A 19,220-nucleotide genomic window follows, 5' to 3' on the forward strand; every position below is an offset into this window, starting at 1 on the left:
CGCAGTGGCCGTCCCGCGCGAGATGGTTCCGACCGCGGAGGTGCGGAGCGCGGTGGTTTCGACCGAAGTGGTCGTCCGGAGCGGGGCGGTTCCGATCGTGGTGGTCGTCCGGAACGGGGCGGTTCCGATCGTGGCGGTCGACCTGAGCGTAGCGGTGGGGACCGTGGCGGGCGACCCGATCGCGGCGGGCGGCCGTCGAACGGCGGCCCGGGCGAGCGGCGGCTGTGGACCAAGGACGGCAAACCGGCGCGCAACGACCAGAACGCATCCCGGTTCGAGCGCCCGCCGCTCACCGAGGAGGAGCTGCTCGCTCGCGAGCTGCGCGCCGTGCGTCCACGTCATGACGACCCCGAGATCCCCGACGACGTCGTCGGGCGTGATCTCGACAAGGTCGCGCGCAACGAACTGAAGACGCTGAACAAGGAGAACGCCGAAGAGGTCGCCCGGCACCTGGTGATGGCCGGCCGCCTGATCGAGGAGAACCCCGAATTGGCGCACCTGCACGCGACGTCGGCCTCCCGTCGCGCCGGCCGGATCGGTGTGGTTCGCGAGACCCTCGCGATCACCGCCTACGCGACCGGCGATTATGCCCTCGCCTTGCGCGAGCTCCGCACCTTCCGCCGCATCTCCGGTTCCAACGAGCAACTGGCCTTGATGATCGACAGCGAGCGGGGGATGGGGCGGCCCGAGCGCGCGCTCGAGGTCGGGAGATCCGTCGAGCGGTCGACACTGTCGGTGCCGTCGCAGGTCGCCGTGGCCATCGCGATGTCGGGCGCACGGCTCGACCTCGGGCAGGCGGATGCGGCGCTGACGGAGCTCGAGATCCCGCAGCTGAACCCCGATGTGGCGTATTCCTACAGCCCTGAGTTGTTCGACGCCTACGCGGAGGTGCTGGCCGAACTCGGGCAAGACGAGGAGTCGGCCCTGTGGCGGGCCCGCGCCGAGCGCGCGGACCTCGCGTTGAACGGCGAACCCGACGACACGATCGAGGTATTCGAGGAAGAGGACGATGGGTCTGTTCAGAGCGAAGAGGACTGAGCCGGTGCTGCCGCTCGACGGCGTCGACGCCGTTCTGGCCGATCTCGACGGCGTCGTCTATCAAGGTCCGACAGCGATCCCGCACGCGGTCGAGTCGCTTTCGCGCGTCGTCTCCGAGGGGCTCCGCACCGGGTACATCACCAACAACGCCTCGCGCACCGACGCCCAGGTCGCCGAGCATCTCAGCAGCTTCGGGCTGACCGTTGCTCCGGCGGACGTAGTGACCTCGCCGCAGGCGGCCATGCGCGTTCTCGTCACCCTGATCGATCCCGGGTCGACCGTGCTCGTGGTGGGCGGCATCGGTCTCGTCTCCGAAGTCGAGAAGGCCGGATTCGTCGTGACCCGGTCGGCATCCGACCACCCGGCCGCCGTGGTGCAGGGGTTCGCGCCCGAGGTGGGGTGGACGCAGCTCGCCGAGGCGAGCTTCGCACTGCACGACCCTGCGGTGCACTGGGTCGCCACCAACACCGACTGGACCATTCCCGTGGCCGGGGGCATCGCGCCCGGCAACGGCACCTTGGTATCGGCGGTGCACACGGCCGTCGGCCGGTTGCCCGTGGTGGCGGGGAAGCCCGAGGCGACGATCTTCGAGCTGGCGCTCGCGCGCTTCGGCGCCGAGAACGCGGCATTCATCGGCGATCGCCTCGACACCGACACCATGGGCGCGAAACGCGCCGGCCTGCGGGCCATCCACGTGCTGACCGGCATCGACCGGGCCAAGCAGTTGCTCGCTGCGCCCCAGGGGTCGCGGCCCGACTTCATCCTCGCGGATCTGCGGCAGCTGTTCGATCCGTACCCCGCCACCTCGACGTCGAAAGACGGCTCGGAGACCACGGTGGGCGCGTCCGTCGTGCGAATGAAGGGGCACGTGGTGCGGGTGGTGAAGCCCGGCGATTCGGCGACCGACCTCGTGCGGGCCGGGTCGGCGGCGATCTGGAACTCCGGGCTCTCGATTCACGCGCTCGACGTCGATCCCGCTCTCTACAGCTGAGGAACGGCCGTCCGCCACGGTGTCGCCGTCGGATGCGCGGGGTACGCTGGGCAGGTGAACACGGACGACGTCGACAACGATGCCGCTCTGGTTCCGCGGCTCCGCGTGATCGAGGAACAGCCCCTGGACCAGCGCGCGACCGCCTATGCCCAGGTGCACGACGAATTGAAGGCCCGCCTCGAGGGCGGAGACGTGTCGCCGTCGGATGGGTAGTGCTCGTCTGGATGCCGTGGTCGCCGCTCGCGGCCTCGCCCGGTCGCGCACCCATGCCGCGCGCCTGATCGCCAACGGCTATGTACGCGTCGACGGTACGCCGCAAGTGAAGGCATCGTTCCCCGTGGCGGACGGGCAGCTCGTGACAGTGGACGCGGTCGACCGCTACGTGAGCCGAGGTGCCAACAAGCTGATCGCGGCACTCGACGCGTTCTCCGGCGTGCGCGTCGAGGGAACGCTGGCGCTGGATGCCGGCGCTTCCACGGGCGGCTTCACTCAGGTGCTGCTGGAGCGCGGTGCCGAACCGGTGATCGCCGCCGATGTGGGGCACGGCCAGCTCGACCCGATCATCGCCCGGGATCCTCGGGTCGTCGCGGTGGAGGGGTTCAATCTGCGCTTCGCAGCTCCGGACACGCTCGCCGGGGCATCCGGGATCGATCGCCCGGTCGACCTCGTGGTGGCCGACCTGTCGTTCATCTCGCTCGGCTTGGTGCTGGAGCCGTTGCAGTCGGTCGCCCGGCCCGACGCCGATTTCGTGCTGCTGGTGAAGCCGCAGTTCGAGGTGGGGCGCACCGGCGTGAAGGAAGGCATCGTGCGGAACGCGGGGCTCCGCGCCGATGCGGTGTCGAACGTGCTCTGGGCCGCCTTCGACCTCGGGTTATCCACAGCCGGCCTGATCCCTTCCCCAATTGCCGGCGGTGCCGGGAATCTCGAGTACCTGGTCTGGTTCAATCGGGAGGTGGGTTCTCATCCGACAGAATGGTTGGAACGAGTCACCGAGATGACAGGAGCGTGATGCGTGTCTGCTGAGCGATACATGCTGGTCGTTCTGCACACCGGGCGTCACGATTCCGTGGTGGCCGCGCAGAGCGTGTGCCAGCAGTTGCGCGCCGCCGGGGTGATCCCGGTGATCGCGCCGCTCGACGAGAACGATCGAGCCGATGCACTCGCCCATCTGGGGGCGTTCGAGACGCTCGGTTCGGGCGTGACGGTCTTCGACCTCGAACTCGTGATCGTGCTCGGCGGCGACGGCACCATCCTGCGCGCGGCCGAACTGGTGCGCGGGTCGACGGTGCCCTTGCTCGGGGTGAACCTCGGGCACGTCGGATTCCTCGCCGAGAGCGACCGCGAAGACCTCACAGAGACGGTCAACCGTGCGCTCGGCCGTGACTACCTGGTCGAAGAGCGCATGACGCTGTCGGTGCGGGTGAAGGTCGACTCCGAAGTCGTCTACGAGACCTGGGCGTTGAACGAGGCCACCGTCGAGAAGGCGAGCCGGGAGCGGATGCTCGAGGTCGTGGTGGAGGTCGACGGGCGGCCACTCTCGAGCTTCGGCTGCGACGGCGTGGTGATGTCGACGCCGACCGGGTCGACCGCCTACTCCTTCTCGGCCGGCGGACCGGTGGTGTGGCCGAGCCTCGATGCCCTGCTGATGGTTCCGCTCAGCCCCCACGCGCTGTTCGCCCGCCCGCTCGTGGTGGGCCCGGATTCCGCCCTCGCGGTCGAGGTGCTCGACCGCACGCAGGGCGGGGCGGTGCTCTGGGCCGACGGGCGGCGGATGTGGGATCTGCCGAAGGGCGCGCGCGTGGTGGTTCGTCGTTCGCCCACGCCGGTGCGGTTGGCGCGGCTGCACATGGCGCCGTTCACCGACCGGCTGGTGCGCAAGTTCAATCTGCCCGTGAACGGGTGGCGGGGGCCGATGGATCGTGATTGAGGAACTGTCGATCCGAGACCTCGGGGTGATCGGCGAAGCGGTGCTACCGCTCGGACCGGGATTCACAGCCGTCACCGGTGAGACCGGTGCCGGCAAGACCATGGTGGTGTCTGCACTCGGGCTGCTGTTCGGCGAGCGGGCCGACACCGGGTCCATCCGCTCGGGTGCGGCGCAGGCGTGGATCGAGGGGCGCATCCTGGTGGGGCGCGACGGCGTGGTGGCCGATCGCGTACGCGAGGTCGGGGGAGACCTCGACGACGCGGGTGGCGACGGCGACGTCGAGGTCATCCTGTCCCGCTCGGTGTCGGCCGAGGGGCGCAGCCGGGCGGTGGTCGGCGGCCGATCGGCGCCGATCAGCGTGCTCTCCGAGCTCGGGAATGCACTGGTGGTGGTGCACGGTCAGTCCGATCAGCTGCGGCTGAAGAGCCAATCCGCCCAGCGTGGGGCACTCGACAGCTTCGCGGGAGCGGCGCTCGCCGAGCGCCTGACCGAGTACCGCAGTCTCTACGAGTCGTGGCAGGCGCACAGCTCCGAGATCGAGGCGCTGGTGACCGAGCGCTCGTCGCGCCTGCGCGAAGCCGAGCAATTGCGAGCGGCCATCGACGAGATCTCGGCGGTCGCGCCGGTCGACGGCGAAGACGTCGAGTTGGCCGACCTCGCCGGGCGTCTGACGAACCTCGAAGACCTGAGGCTGGCGGCGGCCGAGGCCCGGGAGGGCATCTCGAGCGAATCCGGCGACGGGCCCGACACCGTCGGGCTCATCGACACCGCCCTCCGCAGCCTCGAACGGGTGGCGCACCACGACGCGGCGCTCGCCCCCATCGTCGAGGCGCTCGCCAATGCGAGTTTCATCGTCTCCGACATCTCCACTCAGCTGGCCAGTTACGTGTCCGGTCTCGAGACCGACGAGGTGGGCGAGCTCGACCGCGTGCAGGAGCGGCGCGCACAACTCACCGTGCTGACCCGCAAGTATGGGCCCGAGCTCTCCGACGTGCTCGCTTTCACCGCGGAGGCGGAGCCGCGGCTGCTCGAACTCGACTCCGACTCCGATCGCATCGAGCAGCTCTCGGCGCTCGTCGACGACGAGTTCGCTGAGCTGACGCGCATCGCCGCCGACCTCAGCGCGCTGCGCCGGGCCGCGGCCGAGAGCCTTTCGGCGGCGGTCACCGAGGAACTGGGTGCGCTCGCGATGCCGAACGCACGCTTCGTGGTGGAGGTGCAGGAGCGGGACGATCTGGGTTCGACCGGTCGCGACCTGGTGCAGTTCCTGCTGCGGCCGCACGAGGGCAGCGAACCGCGGCCGCTCAGCAAGGGCGCCTCCGGGGGTGAGCTCTCCCGGGTGATGCTCGCGATCGAAGTGGTGTTGGCGGCCGCCGATCCGGTGCCGACCTTCGTGTTCGACGAGGTGGACGCCGGGGTGGGTGGTGCATCCGCGATCGAGATCGGCCGGCGTCTCGCCGTGCTGGCACGCAGCTCCCAGGTGATCGTGGTGACCCACTTGGCGCAGGTCGCCGCGTTCGCCACCAATCACCTCCGGGTCGAGAAAGACCAAGACGGGCCGGTGACCGCGAGCAACGTCGTGCAGCTCGCCGGGGAGGAGCGCCTGGCCGAGATGGCACGGCTTCTGTCGGGCCTGCCCGACTCGGAATCGGGTCTCGCGCACGCGGCCGAACTCCTCTCCACGGCGCAGAGCCTCGCTGTGCCACACTGATAGCCATCGGGGGTTCTGAGGGGATGAGACGATGGCACGGATGACGAACAGCGAGTTGGCGGCACTCGTCGAACAGCTCCAGGCGGAGAACGAGCGGCTGCGCGAAGAGGCGCGGCTGGCCGACACTCTTCCCCTCCCGATGGAGGACGGCGCGGAGCCGGCCGGACGCCGACGATCGGGGCGTCGCCGGGGCCGCACCGTCGCATCCGTCGTTCTCGTGGTGATCGGGCTGATCCTCGCGCCGGTGGCCGTCGCGGCCAACTGGACGCAGAGTCAGCTGGCCGACACCGAGGCGTTCGTGTCGACGTTCGCGCCGCTGGCGAAAGACCAGGCCGTGCAAGCGTTCGTGATCGACGAGGTGATGACCGCGGTGGAGCAGCAGGTCGACTTCGAGAAGACCACGAGCGATGTGTTCGATGCCGTCGATCAACTCGGTCTGCCGCCCGCCGCATCCGCCGCCCTCACCGCGCTGAAGAAGCCGGCGGCGCTCGGCCTGCAGTCGCTCGCGACCACCGTGGTGACGAACTTCGTGGAGTCGCCGGCGTTCGCCGACATCTGGGAGCAGGCGCTCCGGGTGAGTCACCAGCAGCTGGTGGCCGCGATGACGAACGATCCGGCGGGGGCGCTCTCGATCTCCTCGTCCGGTGAGCTCTCCGTGCAGCTCGGACCGATCATCGAGGCCGTGAAGGCGGCGATGATCGACCAGGGGTTGAGTTTCGCCGATGCGATCCCCACGGTCGACGTCAACATCGTGGTGGCGAAATCCGACAGCTTCGGACAGCTGACCCTCGCTTACGGACTTGCCGTCAGCCTCGGGATGTGGCTTCCGTGGATCGCGATCGCGTTCCTGGCCGCCGGGGTGGTGGTGGCCAAACGCCGCACGGTGACCCTGTTCTGGACCGGGTTGTCGCTCGGCGTGGTGATGGTGCTGCTGGGGATCGCTCTCCGGATCGGCAACCTCGTCACGGTGGCCTCGATAGCGCCCCGGTATGTTCCGATCGACGCGGCCGGGGTGATCTACGACGCCGTGACGTCGAGGGTCGCCAGCACGGTGGTGGCGGTGGCGGTGCTGGCGTTCACGGTGATGGTGATCAGCTGGGCCGTCGGCCCGTACCGCCCCGCGCCCGCATTGCGCCGGGCCTTCGGCGATGCCGCGACGAAGCTGCGCGCCATCGGCGACGCCCGCGGCATCTCCACCGGCGCGTTCGGGCGGGTGCTCGGCCGGCAGCGGGTGCTCATCCAGGTGCTGATCGGCGTCGCAGCGGCCGCTTTCATCCTGTTCCTGCGGCCGCTCTCGACGGGGCAGATCATCTGGACCGCAGTGATCGCCGTGGTGCTCCTGCTGCTCGTGGAGCTGTTGCAGCGGCCGGTGCAGCCGGAGGTCGTCGTGGTCGAGGTCGTCGACGAAGAGCCGGTCGAGCCGGGGGAATCGAAAGACTCGTCCGAGAAGGCTGACGACGACGTGCTGATCTCCTGACCGCGTCGAGCGACGAGACCCCCTCAGACCACTGTTAGGATGGAACTCCGTGGACGATGATCATGACGCGGACCGTACGACGAACCAGAACGACTCGAAACTGACGAAGCACATCTTCGTCACCGGGGGTGTCGTCTCTTCTCTGGGCAAAGGCCTCACCGCCGCGAGCCTCGGCAACTTGCTCACCGCGCGCGGCTTGCGCGTCGTGATGCAGAAGCTCGATCCCTATCTCAACGTCGACCCGGGAACGATGAACCCGTTCCAGCACGGCGAGGTCTTCGTGACCGACGACGGCGCGGAGACCGATCTCGACATCGGGCACTACGAGCGCTTCCTCGACATCAATCTGAACCAGGCCGCGAACGTCACGACCGGGCAGATCTACTCGAGCGTGATCGCGAAAGAGCGCCGAGGTGAGTACCTCGGCGACACGGTGCAGGTCATCCCGCACATCACCGACGAGATCAAGCGTCGGATGCGCCTGCAGGCCCACGACGCCTCACGCCCCGACGTGATCATCACCGAGATCGGCGGCACGGTGGGCGACATCGAATCGCAGCCGTTCATCGAGTCGGCTCGCCAGGTGCGCCACGAGCTCGGCCGCAAGAACGTGTTCTTCGTGCACGTGTCGCTGGTGCCGTTCATGAACGCCTCCGGTGAGCAGAAGACGAAGCCTACGCAGCACTCGGTGGCCGCCCTGCGTTCGATCGGCATCCAGCCGGATGCGCTGGTGCTGCGCAGCGACCGGCCCGTCTCCGAGAGCAACAAGCGCAAGATCGCGCTGATGTGCGACGTCGACGAGCAGGCCGTGGTGAACGCGATCGACGTGCCGTCGATCTACGACATCCCCACCATGCTGCACGAGCAGGGTCTGGACGCCTACATCGTCGACCACCTCGACCTGGGCGACAAGGCGAGCGACGTGGACTGGTCGGGCTGGCAGCCGCTGCTCGACGCCGTGCACGAGCCCAAGCACGAGGTGACGATCGGCCTGGTGGGCAAGTACATCGACCTTCCCGATGCCTACCTCTCGGTGACCGAGGCGCTGCGTGCGGGAGGCTTCGCCCACCGCACGAAGGTGAAGATCAAGTGGATCCCCTCCGACAACTGCGAGACGCCCGAGGGAGCCGCCCGTGAGCTCTCCGGGGTCGACGGAGTGGACGGGATCCTCGTGCCCGGCGGATTCGGCGTGCGCGGCATCGAGGGCAAGCTCGGTGCGCTGCGCTTCGCCCGCGAGAACGGCATCCCGGCCCTCGGCCTCTGTCTCGGCCTCCAGTGCATGGTGATCGAATACGCGCGGAACGTCGTCGGGCTGACCGGCGCCTCCTCGAGCGAGTTCGACCCCGACACCGAGTTCCCCGTGATCGCGACGATGGCCGAGCAGGTCGACATCATCGCAGGCGGCGACCTGGGCGGCACGATGCGACTCGGTCTCTACGAAGCCGAGCTCGCATCCGGCTCCATCGTCGAAGAGGTCTACGGGGCTCCGACTGCTGCCGAGCGTCACCGCCACCGCTACGAGGTCAACAACAGATACCGCGAGCAGATCGCGGATGCCGGACTCTGGTTCTCGGGCGTCTCGCCCGACGGCCATCTGGTGGAGTACGTCGAGCTGCCGCGCGACGTGCACCCCTACTACGTGGCGACCCAGGCGCACCCGGAGCTTCGTTCGCGGCCCAGCCGGCCGCATCCGCTGTTCCAGGGGCTCGTGGCGGCGTCGCTCGAGCGTCAAGAAGCCACTCGGCTGTTCCCGGCGCAGGATGCGGATGCCTGAGAACGCCGCTGTCGGCGCCGCGGGCTTCGTGCTGGCCGACGAGCCGGCGGAAGCGCCGGTGTCGTCGAGCGAGGTCGTGTTCGACGGGTATGTCTGGGACGTGCGGCGCGAAGGTTTCCGCTACGGGGGAGCGACGCTGCGGCGCGACTTCGTCGACCACCCGGGCGCGGTCGCGATCTTCGCGCTCGACGACGCCGACCGGGTGCTGCTGATCAAGCAGTACCGGCATCCGGTGCGCAGTCGTGAATGGGAACCGCCGGCCGGGCTCCTCGACGTCGACTCCGAGTCGCCGCTCGACGCCGCAAAACGGGAGCTGGCGGAGGAGGTCGATCTCGAGGCCGACGACTGGCATGTGCTGATCGACTACGTGACGACGCCCGGTGGGAACAACGAGGCTATCCGGATCTTCGTGGCCCGCGGCCTGCGCGAGGTGCCCGCTTTCGAGCGCACCGGCGAGGAAGCCGACATGGAGAAGCGGTGGGTGAGCCTCGACGACGCGTTCGACGCTGTGCTCGCCAGCCGGGTGCAGAACCCGTCGCTCGCGATCGGGACGCTCGCCGCCCACGCTTCCCGGGCGAAGGGCTGGTCGACGCTGCGGCCCGCCGACGACGCCTGGCCCGCCCACCCCCGCTTCCGCGGGGCCGTGCCCGAGCTCGCCACCGAATAGTCGCGGCGCGACGATGGCTCAGCAGGCGGTGGCCGGTCCGACCGGAGTCGACCGGGCGATCGACGGGTTCCTGCGCCACATCACCATCGAACGCGGCCTCTCGGCGAACACGATCGCCGCGTATCGTCGCGACCTCGGGCGCTATTCGGAATGGCTGCGGTCGCGCGGCATCCACGACATGGCGACCGTGGGGGAGAGCGACATCAGCGCCTTCACCCAGGCGGCGCGCACGGTCGGCGAAGGTGAGCTGAGCGCTTCGTCGATCGCGCGCATCCTGTCGTCGGTGCGCAGCTTCCACCGTTACCTCGCTGAGGAGGGCCTGGTCGACACGGATGCCGCGCGCGACGTGAAGCCGCCGAAGCTCGCGCTGCGACTGCCCAAGGCGATCTCGATCGAGCAGATGGACCGGCTCCTCACCGCTACCGGCGGCGACGACCCCGTCGCGCTTCGCGATCGGGCCCTGCTCGAACTGCTGTACGCCACCGGCGCGCGGATCTCGGAGGTGGTGGATCTCAACGTCGACGACGTGCAGGACGGCGACATCGTGCGGGTGACCGGCAAGGGCAGCAAGCAGCGGATCGTGCCGGTGGGGCGGTTCGCGCGCGCCGCCCTCGATGCGTACCTCGTGCGGGTGCGGCCGGTGTTCTCGGTGCGCGGGCCGTCGACACCGGCGCTCTTCCTGGGCATCCGGGGCCAGCGGCTCAGCCGGCAGGGCGCCTGGCTCGTGATCCAGTCGGCCGCCGAGCGGGCGAAGCTCGAGACGCACATCTCGCCGCACACCTTCCGGCATTCCTTCGCCACGCACCTGCTGCAGGGCGGCGCCGACGTGCGCGTGGTGCAGGACCTGCTCGGGCACTCCTCGGTGACCACCACGCAGCTCTACACCCATGTGACGGCGGACACGCTGATCGACATGTATCAGACGGCGCATCCGCGGGCGCGGTAGGTGGGTGGGTGGGTGGGTGGGGTGCCGCCTCGCTACTTCCCGCGCTGAGCTGCCCTGCGGGTAGCTCGGCGCTCGTTGCTCGCGCCGCCGCTTCTGCGGCGCGAGGCGACATGTTCGGCTGAGGTCGCTGGCGCGGCCTCGGCCTCACGCTGGGTCGTCGGGCGCGGCCCGCGGGCTGCGGTCTGGTTACCCCGAGTGTTGGGCGCGTGGCTGCGGGCACTCCGGCATAGAATCGAACAAGCCCGCCGGGATGGCGGGCAGAACGAGGAGAAACTCGGTGCCGACCAGGAATACGCGAACGGCGAAGAAGACCCAGGCCGATGAGCTGGCGGGGCTCGACCTCCCCAAGATCGGTCCGACGGGCAGACCTCTCCGCGAATTCCCTGTTCCCGCCCCGCTGAAATCACACGGGCCCGCGCGCATCATCTCGCTCTGCAACCAGAAGGGCGGCGTCGGCAAGACGACGACCAGCGTGAACGTGGGAGCGGCGCTCGCCGAATACGGCCGTAAGGTGCTCGCCATCGACTTCGACCCGCAGGGCGCGCTCTCGGCCGGTCTCGGTGTGCTCACGCACGATGCGCCCACGATCTACGACCTGCTGCTCGGCACGCTGAAAGACCCGAATGAGGCCATCCAGCACACCAGCGTCGAGGGCCTCGACATTATCCCGGCGAACATCGACCTCTCTGCCGCCGAGGTGCACCTCGTGAGCGAGGTCGCGCGCGAGTCGATCCTCGCCCGCGTGCTGCGCAAGGTGAGCGACCAGTACGACGTGATCCTGATCGACTGCCAGCCCTCGCTCGGCCTCCTCACGGTGAACGCCTTGACGGCGAGCCACGGCGTGCTCATCCCGCTCGAGTGCGAGTACTTCGCCCTGCGCGGAGTCGCGCTTCTGGTGGAGACCATCGACAAGATCCGTGACCGGCTGAATCCCGCCATCGTGCTCGACGGCATCCTCGCCACCATGTACGACCCGCGCACGCTGCACTCGCGCGAGGTGCTGGAGCGCGTGGTGGAGACCTTCGGCGACAAGGTGTTCGAGACGGTGATCGGCCGCACCGTGAAGTTCCCGGATGCGACGGTGTCGGGCAAGCCGATCACGCAGTTCGCGCCGGAGCACTCCTCGGCCAAGGCCTACAAGCAGCTGGCCAGAGAACTGGTCGCCCGTGGCGCGATCGCCTGACACCGACCTCGCGCCGGAAGGGTCGACCGCTCCCGGCTTCTCGCTGAGCCTCGACAACTTCGAGGGGCCGTTCGACCTGCTGCTGTCGCTCATCTCGAAGCACGAGCTCGACATCACCGAGATCTCGCTCAGCCGGGTGACGGATGAGTTCATCGGCTACCTCAAGAACCTCGACTCGGCGGAGGAGCTCGACCGCGCATCCGAGTTCCTGGTGGTGGCGGCGACGCTGCTCGATCTGAAGATCGTGGGACTGCTGCCGCAAGGCGAGCTCGTGGACGCCGAAGACGTGGCGTTGCTCGAAGCGCGCGATCTACTGTTCGCCCGACTGCTGCAGTACCGCGCCTTCAAGGAGGTCTCGGCGTGGCTGGCCCTGCGTTTCGAGGAGGAGTCGACCCGGCGGCCGCGTCAGGTGCGGCTCGAGGAGAAGTACCGGCAGCAGACGCCCGAACTGGTGTGGACGCTGTCGGTCGAGGACTTCGCGGCGCTCGCCGCCTTCGCGCTGGCGCCGCGGGAGATCCCCGTCGTGGGATTGGAGCACCTGCATGCGCCGCTCGTGAGCATCCGGGAGCAGGCGGCCCACGTCGTGGCCGTGCTGCGGTCGTCGGCCGCTCCGGTCTCGTTCCGGCAGCTGATCGTGGGGATCTCCGAGAAGGGCGTAGTGATCGCGCGATTCCTGGCGGTGCTCGAGCTCTACCGGCACGCCTCCATCTCGTTCGAACAGCTCGAACCGCTCGGCGAATTGACGCTGCGCTGGACCGCGGAGAACTGGAACGAAGACAACCTGGCCAACTTGGGAGCCGACTATGACAACTGAGACGACCATGCCGTTCGAAAACGCAAACGACGTGGCATCCGAGGCGCAGACAGACCCGGATGCGGCGACGTTTGCGGATTCGAACCAGCTCGACTCGCCGGCCGACGTCGACCGGGCGCTCGAAGCCATCTTCATGGTGGCCGACGAGCCGCAGAGCCTGGTGGCGCTCGCCACCGCGCTCTCGCGTCCGGTTCCCGTGGTGCGCCAGGGCATCGAGCGGCTGGTCGACGACTACGACGGCGTGACGCCCGGATCGGTGCGCCGCGGCTTCGAGCTCCGCGAAGTGGCCGGCGGGTGGCGGATCTACGTGCGCGGCGAATGGGACGGGCTGGTGGCCGACTTCGTGCTCACCCAGAACCCCTCGCGGCTCTCGCAGGCCGCCCTCGAGACGCTCTCGGTGATCGCCTACAAGCAGCCGATCTCGAGAGGGGCCGTGGCGAGCATCCGTGCCGTCAACGTCGACTCGGTGGTGCGCACGCTGCTCAGTCGCGGTCTCATCACCGAGGTCTCGACGCAGGCCGAGACCGGCGCGATCCTCTACGGCACCACCGACCTGCTGCTCACGCAGCTCGGTATCAACTCGCTCGAGGAGCTGCCGAAGATCTCGCCGCTGCTCGAGGACGGCAGTAACGGATTCGACGAGATCGGAATGGCACGATGACCCCCTTCGAGATCCCCGCGTGGGATGACAACGCCGAGCCCCAGGGGGTGCGGCTGCAGAAGGTGATGGCCGCCGCCGGAGTGGCGTCGCGGCGCGTCTCCGAGCAGCTGATCCAGGCCGGGCGGGTGGAGGTCAACGGCCAGATCGTGACCGAGCTCGGCCGGCGTATCGACCCCGAGAACGACCTCGTCTCCGTCGACGGCGTGGCCGTGCAGCTCGACCCGGCGAAGCGCTACGTGATGCTCAACAAGCCCCTTGGCATCGTGAGCTCCCTGGCCGACCAATACGGCCGCCCCGACCTGCGGCGCTACACGGAGCAGTACGAGGAGCGGCTGTTCAACGTGGGGCGACTCGACGCCGAGACCACCGGACTGCTCATCCTCACCAACGACGGCGACCTCGCGCACGTGCTCGCGCATCCGTCGTTCGGTGTGCTGAAGACCTACATCGCGAAGGTGGAGGGGCGCGTGAGTCCGCAGACCATCTCCAAGCTGACCCACGGGATCGAGCTGGAGGACGGGCCGATCGCCGCCGACAAGGCGCGCCTGCTCGATGTGGAGAGCGAGACCTCGCTGGTGGAGCTGACCCTGCACTCCGGGCGCAACCGCATCGTGCGGCGCATGCTCGACGCCGTGGGGCATCCGGTCACCGAACTCGTGCGACGCTCCTTCGGACCGCTGAACCTCGGCACCCTGAAGGCCGGTGGGATGCGCGACCTGACTAAGGTGGAAGTCGGCCAGCTGCTGACCCTGTCGCGCGACGCCACCGATGTTCCGGCCGCCGAGCCGGAGGCAACGGACGAGACGGAAGACATCGAGGAGTGAACGTGGTCGAGAGCCGTCTGACGGGACCGGTGCGGGTCGTCGGAGTGGGCCTGCTCGGGACGAGCATCGCGCTGGGCCTCCGCGCACGCGGGGTCGACGTCATCCTCTCCGATGCGTCGCCGACCAATGTCAGCATCGCCGTCGACTACGGCGCCGGGCGGGGCGCGACGGATGGCGACGAGCCGCAGCTCGTGGTGGTGTGCGTTCCGCCCGACGTGACCGCGTCGGTCATCGTGCGTGAGCTCTCGGCCTATCCCCGCGCCGTGGTCACCGATGTGGCGAGCGTCAAGAAGCCGATCCTCGACGCGGTGATCGCAGCGGGGGGCGACGTGACTCGCTACGTGGGATCGCATCCGCTCGCCGGACGGGAGAAGGGCGGGCCGATGTCGGGCCGCGCCGACCTCTTCCTCGGCCGGCCCTGGGTGGTGGCCGGGCACGCCGGCATCTCCTACCAGACGGCCGCCGCAGTCGACGACCTCATCCTCGACCTGGGCGCGACCCTCGTGGAGATGACGGCGGAGGAGCACGACTCGAGCGTCGCTCTCGTGTCGCATGCGCCGCAGGTGATCTCGACGCTGATGGCACGCCGCCTCGCGGGTGCTCCGGATGCCGCGGTGAACCTCGCCGGGCAGGGGCTGCGCGACGTGACCCGCATCGCGGCGAGCGACCCCGCCCTGTGGGTGCAGATCCTCGGCGCCAACGCCACGCCGACGGCCGAGGTGCTGCGCGGAGTGCGCGACGACCTCGACGAGGTGATCCAGGCGCTCGACGCGAGCTCGTTCGGCTCGACTTCCCCGTCGGCTGAAGCGCTGCCGAGCTCGACCTGGCGCCGCACGATGGTGGAGATGCTGGCCGGCGGCAACACGGGCGTGGCGCGCATCCCGGGCAAACACGGTCAAGACCGGCGCTACGCCTCGATCGTCGTCATGGTCGACGACACCCCGGGCGAGCTGGCACGCCTGCTGACCGAGATGGGCGAGATCGGCGTGAACCTCGAAGACCTGCGCCTGGAGCACTCTCCCGGCGCCCAGATCGGCCTCGCCGAGATCGCGGTGCTGCCCGAGGCCGTGGAGAGATTGACGGCCGCGCTCGCGGACCGTGGATGGAGGATCGCCGGATGACCACCGGTTCAGTACCCGTGATCGTGGCGATCGACGGCCCGGCCGGCAGCGGCAAGTCGAGCGTGAGCCGCGCCGTCGCCCGCGCTCTGGGGTTCGCGTATCTCGACACCGGGGCGTCGTACCGCGCGCTGTCGTGGCATCTGATGGTGCGGGGGATCGACGCATCCGTCGCCGCCGACGTCATCGCCGAGCTGCCCGACTTCGACTTCCGTATCGGCACCGACCCCGACGACTACTACGTGCGCGTGGGCTCGGCGGATGTGACCGACGCCATCCGCGAGCCGCGCGTCACCGGCGTGGTGAGCCTCGTCGCCCGCATCCCGGAGGTGCGGCGCTGGCTCAACGAACGCTTCCGGGCCATCATGGCGGCCACCCCATTCGACGGGATCGTGGCCGAAGGGCGCGACATCACGACGGTCGTGGCCCCGGATGCGCCGGTGCGCATCCTGCTCACCGCCTCGGAAGACGCTAGAATGGCGAGGCGCTCCAAGGAATTGACCAGCGAATCGGCCGCCGCCGTCGGTGAGGCCCTCCGGTCTCGAGACAAAGCGGATTCTCGCGTCGTCGACTTCATGAACGCCGCCGACGGCGTCACCACCGTCGATTCCACCGACCTCGACTTCGACCAGACCGTTTCCGCGGTGGTCGATGTCGTTCAGACAGCGAGGACCTCGCATGGCGGATAGCCAGAACCCCACCCCCGACTCCGGCATCGACGCGGAGGAATTCGACGCGCCCGACGACGATCTCGTCACGCGGCTCGCCGAGGTCGACGAAGACCTGGCCGAGCAGCGAGCGGCGACCCTGCGCGCAGGGCTCAACGACTACGAGCTCGACGAGGGCGACCTCGACTTGCTCGAGCTGAGCGACGACTACCCCGACGGCGTGTTCTACCTGCCCGCGCTTCCCGTGCTCGCGATCGTGGGCCGGCCGAACGTGGGCAAGTCGGCGCTGGTCAACCGCATCCTGGGCCGCCGTGAAGCGGTGGTCGAAGACGTGCCGGGTGTCACCCGCGACCGCGTCGCCTACAAGGCGGAGTGGAACGGGCGGCGGTTCACCCTCGTCGACACCGGCGGCTGGGAGCCGGATGCCTCGGGCATCAACGCGGCCGTGGCCGCTCAGGCCGAGGTCGCGATCGACCTCGCCGACGTGGTGCTGTTCGTGGTCGACTCGAACGTGGGCGCCACCGCGACCGACGAGCACGTGGTGAAGTTGCTGCGCCGGGCCAACCGGCCGGTGTTCCTCGCCGCCAACAAGGTCGATGACGTGCGTCAGGAGCCGGGCGCCTCGGCGCTGTGGTCGCTGGGTCTCGGTGAGCCGTATCCGGTCTCGGCGTTGCACGGTCGCGGCGTGGCCGACCTCCTCGACATCATCATGGAGAAGATGCCCGAGGTCTCCAACGTGGCCAAGCAGGAGGTGGGCGGACCTCGACGTGTCGCCATCCTCGGCCGGCCGAACGTGGGCAAGAGCTCCCTGCTCAACAAGGCGGCGGGCGAAGAACGCGTGGTGGTGAACGAACTTGCCGGAACCACGCGCGACCCGGTCGACGAGCAGGTCGAGCTGGGTGGCAAGGTGTGGACGTTCGTCGACACCGCGGGCATCCGCAAGCGCGTGCATCTGCAGCAGGGGGCCGATTTCTACGCCTCGCTGCGCACATCCGCGGCGCTCGAGAAGGCCGAAGTCGCCGTGGTGGTGCTGGATGTCACCGAGCCCATCTCCGTTCAGGATCTGCGCATCATCGACCTCGTGCTCGAATCGGGCCGCGCCCTCGTGCTGGCCTTCAACAAGTGGGACCTGCTCGACGACGAGCGGCGCCGTTACCTCGAACGCGAGATCGAACAGGATCTTGCGCACGTCACCTGGGCACCGCGCGTGAACATCTCGGCGCGCACCGGGCGGCACCTGGAGAAGCTGGTGCCCGCGCTCGAGCTCGCGCTCGACTCGTGGGACACCCGCATCCCCACCGGCAAGTTCAACGCGTTCCTCGCGGAGCTCACCGCGGCCCATCCGCACCCGGTGCGCGGGGGCAAGCAGCCGCGCATCCTGTTCGGAACGCAGGCCGCGTCGCGCCCGCCGACCTTCGTGTTGTTCGCGACCGGGTTCCTCGATCCGGGTTACCGTCGCTACGTTCAGCGCCGCCTGCGCGAGATCTACGGCTTCGAGGGGTCGCCGATCGTGGTCAACATGCGGGTGCGCGAGAAGCGCAAGCGCTAGTCCTCCTCCTCGCGACCCGCCAAAATCCGCCCTTCCCACGCCGGAAGAGGGCGGATTTTGGCGACTCGCGAGGAGGTTTGGGTCAGGGGAGAAGGTCGGCGCGGTGGATGAGACCTGCCGCGCCGATCAGCGGACCTTCGTCGGAGAGGGCTGAGGGCAGGATCTGCACGCCCGCGATCGTGTCGAGGGGTGCGACCTCGTCGATGGCTTCGCGGATGAGGTCGAAGAGGTCGGGCGTCACCCGCGAGAATCCGCCGCCGATCGCGACCGCTTCGAGGTCGACGAGGGCGCAGACCGAGGCGATGCCCTCGCCGACCGCACGGGCGCAGCGGCGCACCGCAGCGACGGCGATCGGGTCGTTCTCCCGGTAGCTCGTGGCGAGGTCTTCGCCGGTGTTGCCCTGCCAGCCCTGTTCCTTGGCCCAATTCACGATGCGGGGGCCGGCCGCGATGCCCTCGAGAGTGACCGAGAGGTCGCGACCGCCGCCGCCGTGGGTGTGCAGCTGGATCTGGCCGAGATGCCCGGCGTTGCCGGAGCGGCCGCCCACGAGCCGGCCCTCCACCAGGAGGCCGCCGCCGATCCCGGTGGAGACCACCATGCCCATCGCGGTGCGGTAACCCTGCAGCGCGCCGGCCCAGTGCTCGGCGAGCAGGATGCAGAGGCCGTCGAGCCGGAGCACGGGGTCGGCGATGCCCGACTGCTCGGACACCAGTGCGGCCAGCGGAAAGCCGCGCCAGACCGCGAGGTTGAGGGGGGAGACCGTGCCGCGCCCGATGTCGATCGGGCCAGCGGAGCCGATGCCGGCGCCGAGGATGCGGGCTCCGGTGGGGGCGGAGGCGAGCGTCTCGTCGATGACCCGGCGCACCGCATCCGCGATCGCCTCGGCCGAATTCTCGGCGCCGGTGGGAGCGCGATGGCGGGTGCCGTCGATCACCCGGGCCCGGTCGTCGACGAGCGCGGCTTCGACTTTCGTGCCGCCGACGTCGATGGCCAGGGCGAGAGGGCGCACGGAAGGGGCGGTGTCGTTGTGAGGCACCGTCCTATTTCACACCATCGGACGGGTCAGCTCGCGTCATGCGCCTGGTAGAGCGGAGCGCACCAGGCGGGGGAGGTGGCCATGATCTCGCTGGTGCGGGCATCCGCGTCGGTGTCGTCGCTGTTGGCCCAGTCTTCGAACACGCCCACCGAGCCGCCCGCGATGTAGGCGGCGGCCGTCGCGGCGTCGATGCCGGTGGCGACGCCGTGGCGCTGCCAGATCGACACCGAGATGGATGCGCGTCTCAGCAGCCGCTGGAAGAGTTCGCGGCGGAACCCGGCGTCGACCCGAGTGCTGAACATCATGCGGTAGGCGGCGCGGTGCTCGCGGATGTGGATCAGTTCGCGGCGCACCGACTCCGCATAGGCCGCGGTGATGGCCTCGGGGGAGGATTCGTCGAAGCTGGACGGGTCGTCGGCCACGTTCGCCAGCTCGTCGAGCATACGGGCGAATGCGTCGGCGGCGAAGGCGTAGATGTCGGCGAAGTGTCCGTAGAAGGTGGTGCGGTGCACGCCCGCCGTTCGGCACAGCTCGGAGATGCTGATCTCGGTGAGATCGTGATCGCGCAGCAGATCGAAGAGGGCGGTGGTGAGGGCTTCGTGCGTTCGGGCGGCTCGTGGCTCGGTGAGATTGACGGACGCACCCTGACGTCGGGATGGGGCTGAGGGCACAGCGGTTGACTGGGGCATGGTCAATTATGTACCGACGAACTCGGGAAGACGATGAGTTTGGGAGTGTGAGTCCCAAACTATGCGGAAAGCCGTGCGGTGCCTGCGGGCCGGCACGTCGCCGCAGGACATCGTGCTCGTGGGGCGCGCGATCGGGAGGTTGGTGAG

19 protein-coding genes are annotated in these 19,220 nt (G+C 69.1%); 17 read left to right on the forward strand and 2 right to left on the reverse strand.

The features are described 5' to 3' along the window. The first annotated feature begins 327 nt into the window (after nucleotides 1–327). The 17 genes from BLW00_RS18680 to der all read left to right on the forward strand — a co-directional run bounded on the left by BLW00_RS18680 (nucleotide 328) and on the right by der (nucleotide 17,348). Nucleotides 328–1,038: a hypothetical protein gene (locus BLW00_RS18680; RefSeq protein ID WP_245741678.1), complete on the forward strand. Its 711-nt coding sequence runs from the start codon at nucleotides 328–330 to the stop codon at nucleotides 1,036–1,038. Then, entirely contained in the window at nucleotides 1,010–2,029 is a 1,020-nt protein-coding gene (locus BLW00_RS18685) for an HAD-IIA family hydrolase (protein ID WP_092557003.1), read from the forward strand. The genes BLW00_RS18680 and BLW00_RS18685 overlap by 29 nt, the downstream gene beginning before the upstream one ends. A gap of 54 nt (nucleotides 2,030–2,083) precedes the next feature. After that, nucleotides 2,084–2,242 carry a hypothetical protein gene (locus BLW00_RS23600; RefSeq protein WP_175494375.1) on the forward strand — a complete coding sequence of 53 codons (159 nt, stop codon included), beginning with the start codon at nucleotides 2,084–2,086 and terminating at the stop codon, nucleotides 2,240–2,242. Further along, entirely contained in the window at nucleotides 2,235–3,038 is an 804-nt protein-coding gene (locus BLW00_RS18690) for a TlyA family RNA methyltransferase (protein WP_092557005.1), read from the forward strand. The genes BLW00_RS23600 and BLW00_RS18690 overlap by 8 nt, the downstream gene beginning before the upstream one ends. A gap of 3 nt (nucleotides 3,039–3,041) precedes the next feature. Then, entirely contained in the window at nucleotides 3,042–3,956 is a 915-nt protein-coding gene (locus BLW00_RS18695; protein ID WP_322788348.1) for an NAD kinase, read from the forward strand. Next, on the forward strand, nucleotides 3,949–5,667 hold the full coding sequence (gene recN / locus BLW00_RS18700) for a DNA repair protein RecN (protein ID WP_092557009.1): 1,719 nt from the start codon (nucleotides 3,949–3,951) through the stop codon (nucleotides 5,665–5,667). The genes BLW00_RS18695 and recN overlap by 8 nt, the downstream gene beginning before the upstream one ends. A 40-nt stretch (nucleotides 5,668–5,707) precedes the next feature. Continuing rightward, nucleotides 5,708–7,144: a hypothetical protein gene (locus tag BLW00_RS18705; RefSeq protein WP_092557011.1), complete on the forward strand. Its 1,437-nt coding sequence runs from the start codon at nucleotides 5,708–5,710 to the stop codon at nucleotides 7,142–7,144. A 49-nt stretch (nucleotides 7,145–7,193) separates the two neighbouring features. Beyond that, nucleotides 7,194–8,918 (forward strand): CTP synthase, encoded by a 1,725-nt coding sequence (locus tag BLW00_RS18710; RefSeq protein WP_092557013.1) that lies wholly within the window; start codon nucleotides 7,194–7,196, stop codon nucleotides 8,916–8,918. Beyond that, nucleotides 8,911–9,585 (forward strand): NUDIX domain-containing protein, encoded by a 675-nt coding sequence (locus BLW00_RS18715; protein WP_092557205.1) that lies wholly within the window; start codon nucleotides 8,911–8,913, stop codon nucleotides 9,583–9,585. The genes BLW00_RS18710 and BLW00_RS18715 overlap by 8 nt, the downstream gene beginning before the upstream one ends. Before the next feature lie 13 nt (nucleotides 9,586–9,598). Continuing rightward, a complete protein-coding gene (gene xerD / locus BLW00_RS18720) occupies nucleotides 9,599–10,531 on the forward strand; it encodes a site-specific tyrosine recombinase XerD (RefSeq protein WP_092557015.1) in 933 nt (310 codons plus the stop codon). 325 nt (nucleotides 10,532–10,856) lie between these two features. After that, nucleotides 10,857–11,714 carry a ParA family protein gene (locus tag BLW00_RS18725; protein WP_245741686.1) on the forward strand — a complete coding sequence of 286 codons (858 nt, stop codon included), beginning with the start codon at nucleotides 10,857–10,859 and terminating at the stop codon, nucleotides 11,712–11,714. After that, a complete protein-coding gene (locus BLW00_RS18730) occupies nucleotides 11,698–12,528 on the forward strand; it encodes a segregation and condensation protein A (protein ID WP_245741679.1) in 831 nt (276 codons plus the stop codon). Before BLW00_RS18725 ends, BLW00_RS18730 begins: the two co-directional genes overlap by 17 nt. Beyond that, on the forward strand, nucleotides 12,518–13,189 hold the full coding sequence (scpB, locus tag BLW00_RS18735; protein WP_245741680.1) for an SMC-Scp complex subunit ScpB: 672 nt from the start codon (nucleotides 12,518–12,520) through the stop codon (nucleotides 13,187–13,189). Before BLW00_RS18730 ends, scpB begins: the two co-directional genes overlap by 11 nt. Continuing rightward, nucleotides 13,186–14,013, forward strand: a complete 828-nt coding sequence (locus BLW00_RS18740; RefSeq protein ID WP_092557023.1) for a pseudouridine synthase — start codon at nucleotides 13,186–13,188, stop codon at nucleotides 14,011–14,013. Before scpB ends, BLW00_RS18740 begins: the two co-directional genes overlap by 4 nt. Beyond that, nucleotides 14,010–15,134: a prephenate dehydrogenase gene (locus BLW00_RS18745; RefSeq protein WP_092557025.1), complete on the forward strand. Its 1,125-nt coding sequence runs from the start codon at nucleotides 14,010–14,012 to the stop codon at nucleotides 15,132–15,134. The genes BLW00_RS18740 and BLW00_RS18745 overlap by 4 nt, the downstream gene beginning before the upstream one ends. Beyond that, entirely contained in the window at nucleotides 15,131–15,820 is a 690-nt protein-coding gene (gene cmk, locus BLW00_RS18750; protein ID WP_092557027.1) for a (d)CMP kinase, read from the forward strand. The genes BLW00_RS18745 and cmk overlap by 4 nt, the downstream gene beginning before the upstream one ends. Beyond that, entirely contained in the window at nucleotides 15,810–17,348 is a 1,539-nt protein-coding gene (gene der, locus BLW00_RS18755; protein ID WP_092557029.1) for a ribosome biogenesis GTPase Der, read from the forward strand. The genes cmk and der overlap by 11 nt, the downstream gene beginning before the upstream one ends. An 82-nt stretch (nucleotides 17,349–17,430) precedes the next feature. Here der and BLW00_RS18760 read toward each other — a convergent pair whose 3' ends face one another. Then, the gene (locus BLW00_RS18760; RefSeq protein ID WP_245741681.1) at nucleotides 17,431–18,384 is read right to left on the reverse strand and encodes an ROK family protein; all 954 of its coding nucleotides are present in this window, start codon (nucleotides 18,382–18,384) and stop codon (nucleotides 17,431–17,433) included. Between the two features lie 26 nt (nucleotides 18,385–18,410). After that, complete coding sequence (locus BLW00_RS18765; RefSeq protein WP_139256793.1) at nucleotides 18,411–19,073, reverse strand: TetR/AcrR family transcriptional regulator; 663 nt, start codon at nucleotides 19,071–19,073, stop codon at nucleotides 18,411–18,413. Between the last annotated feature and the right edge of the window lie 147 nt (nucleotides 19,074–19,220).

It is taken from the genome of Herbiconiux ginsengi, from assembly GCF_900107435.1.
In the GTDB taxonomy this organism is placed as follows: Bacteria; Actinomycetota; Actinomycetes; order Actinomycetales; family Microbacteriaceae; genus Herbiconiux; species Herbiconiux ginsengi.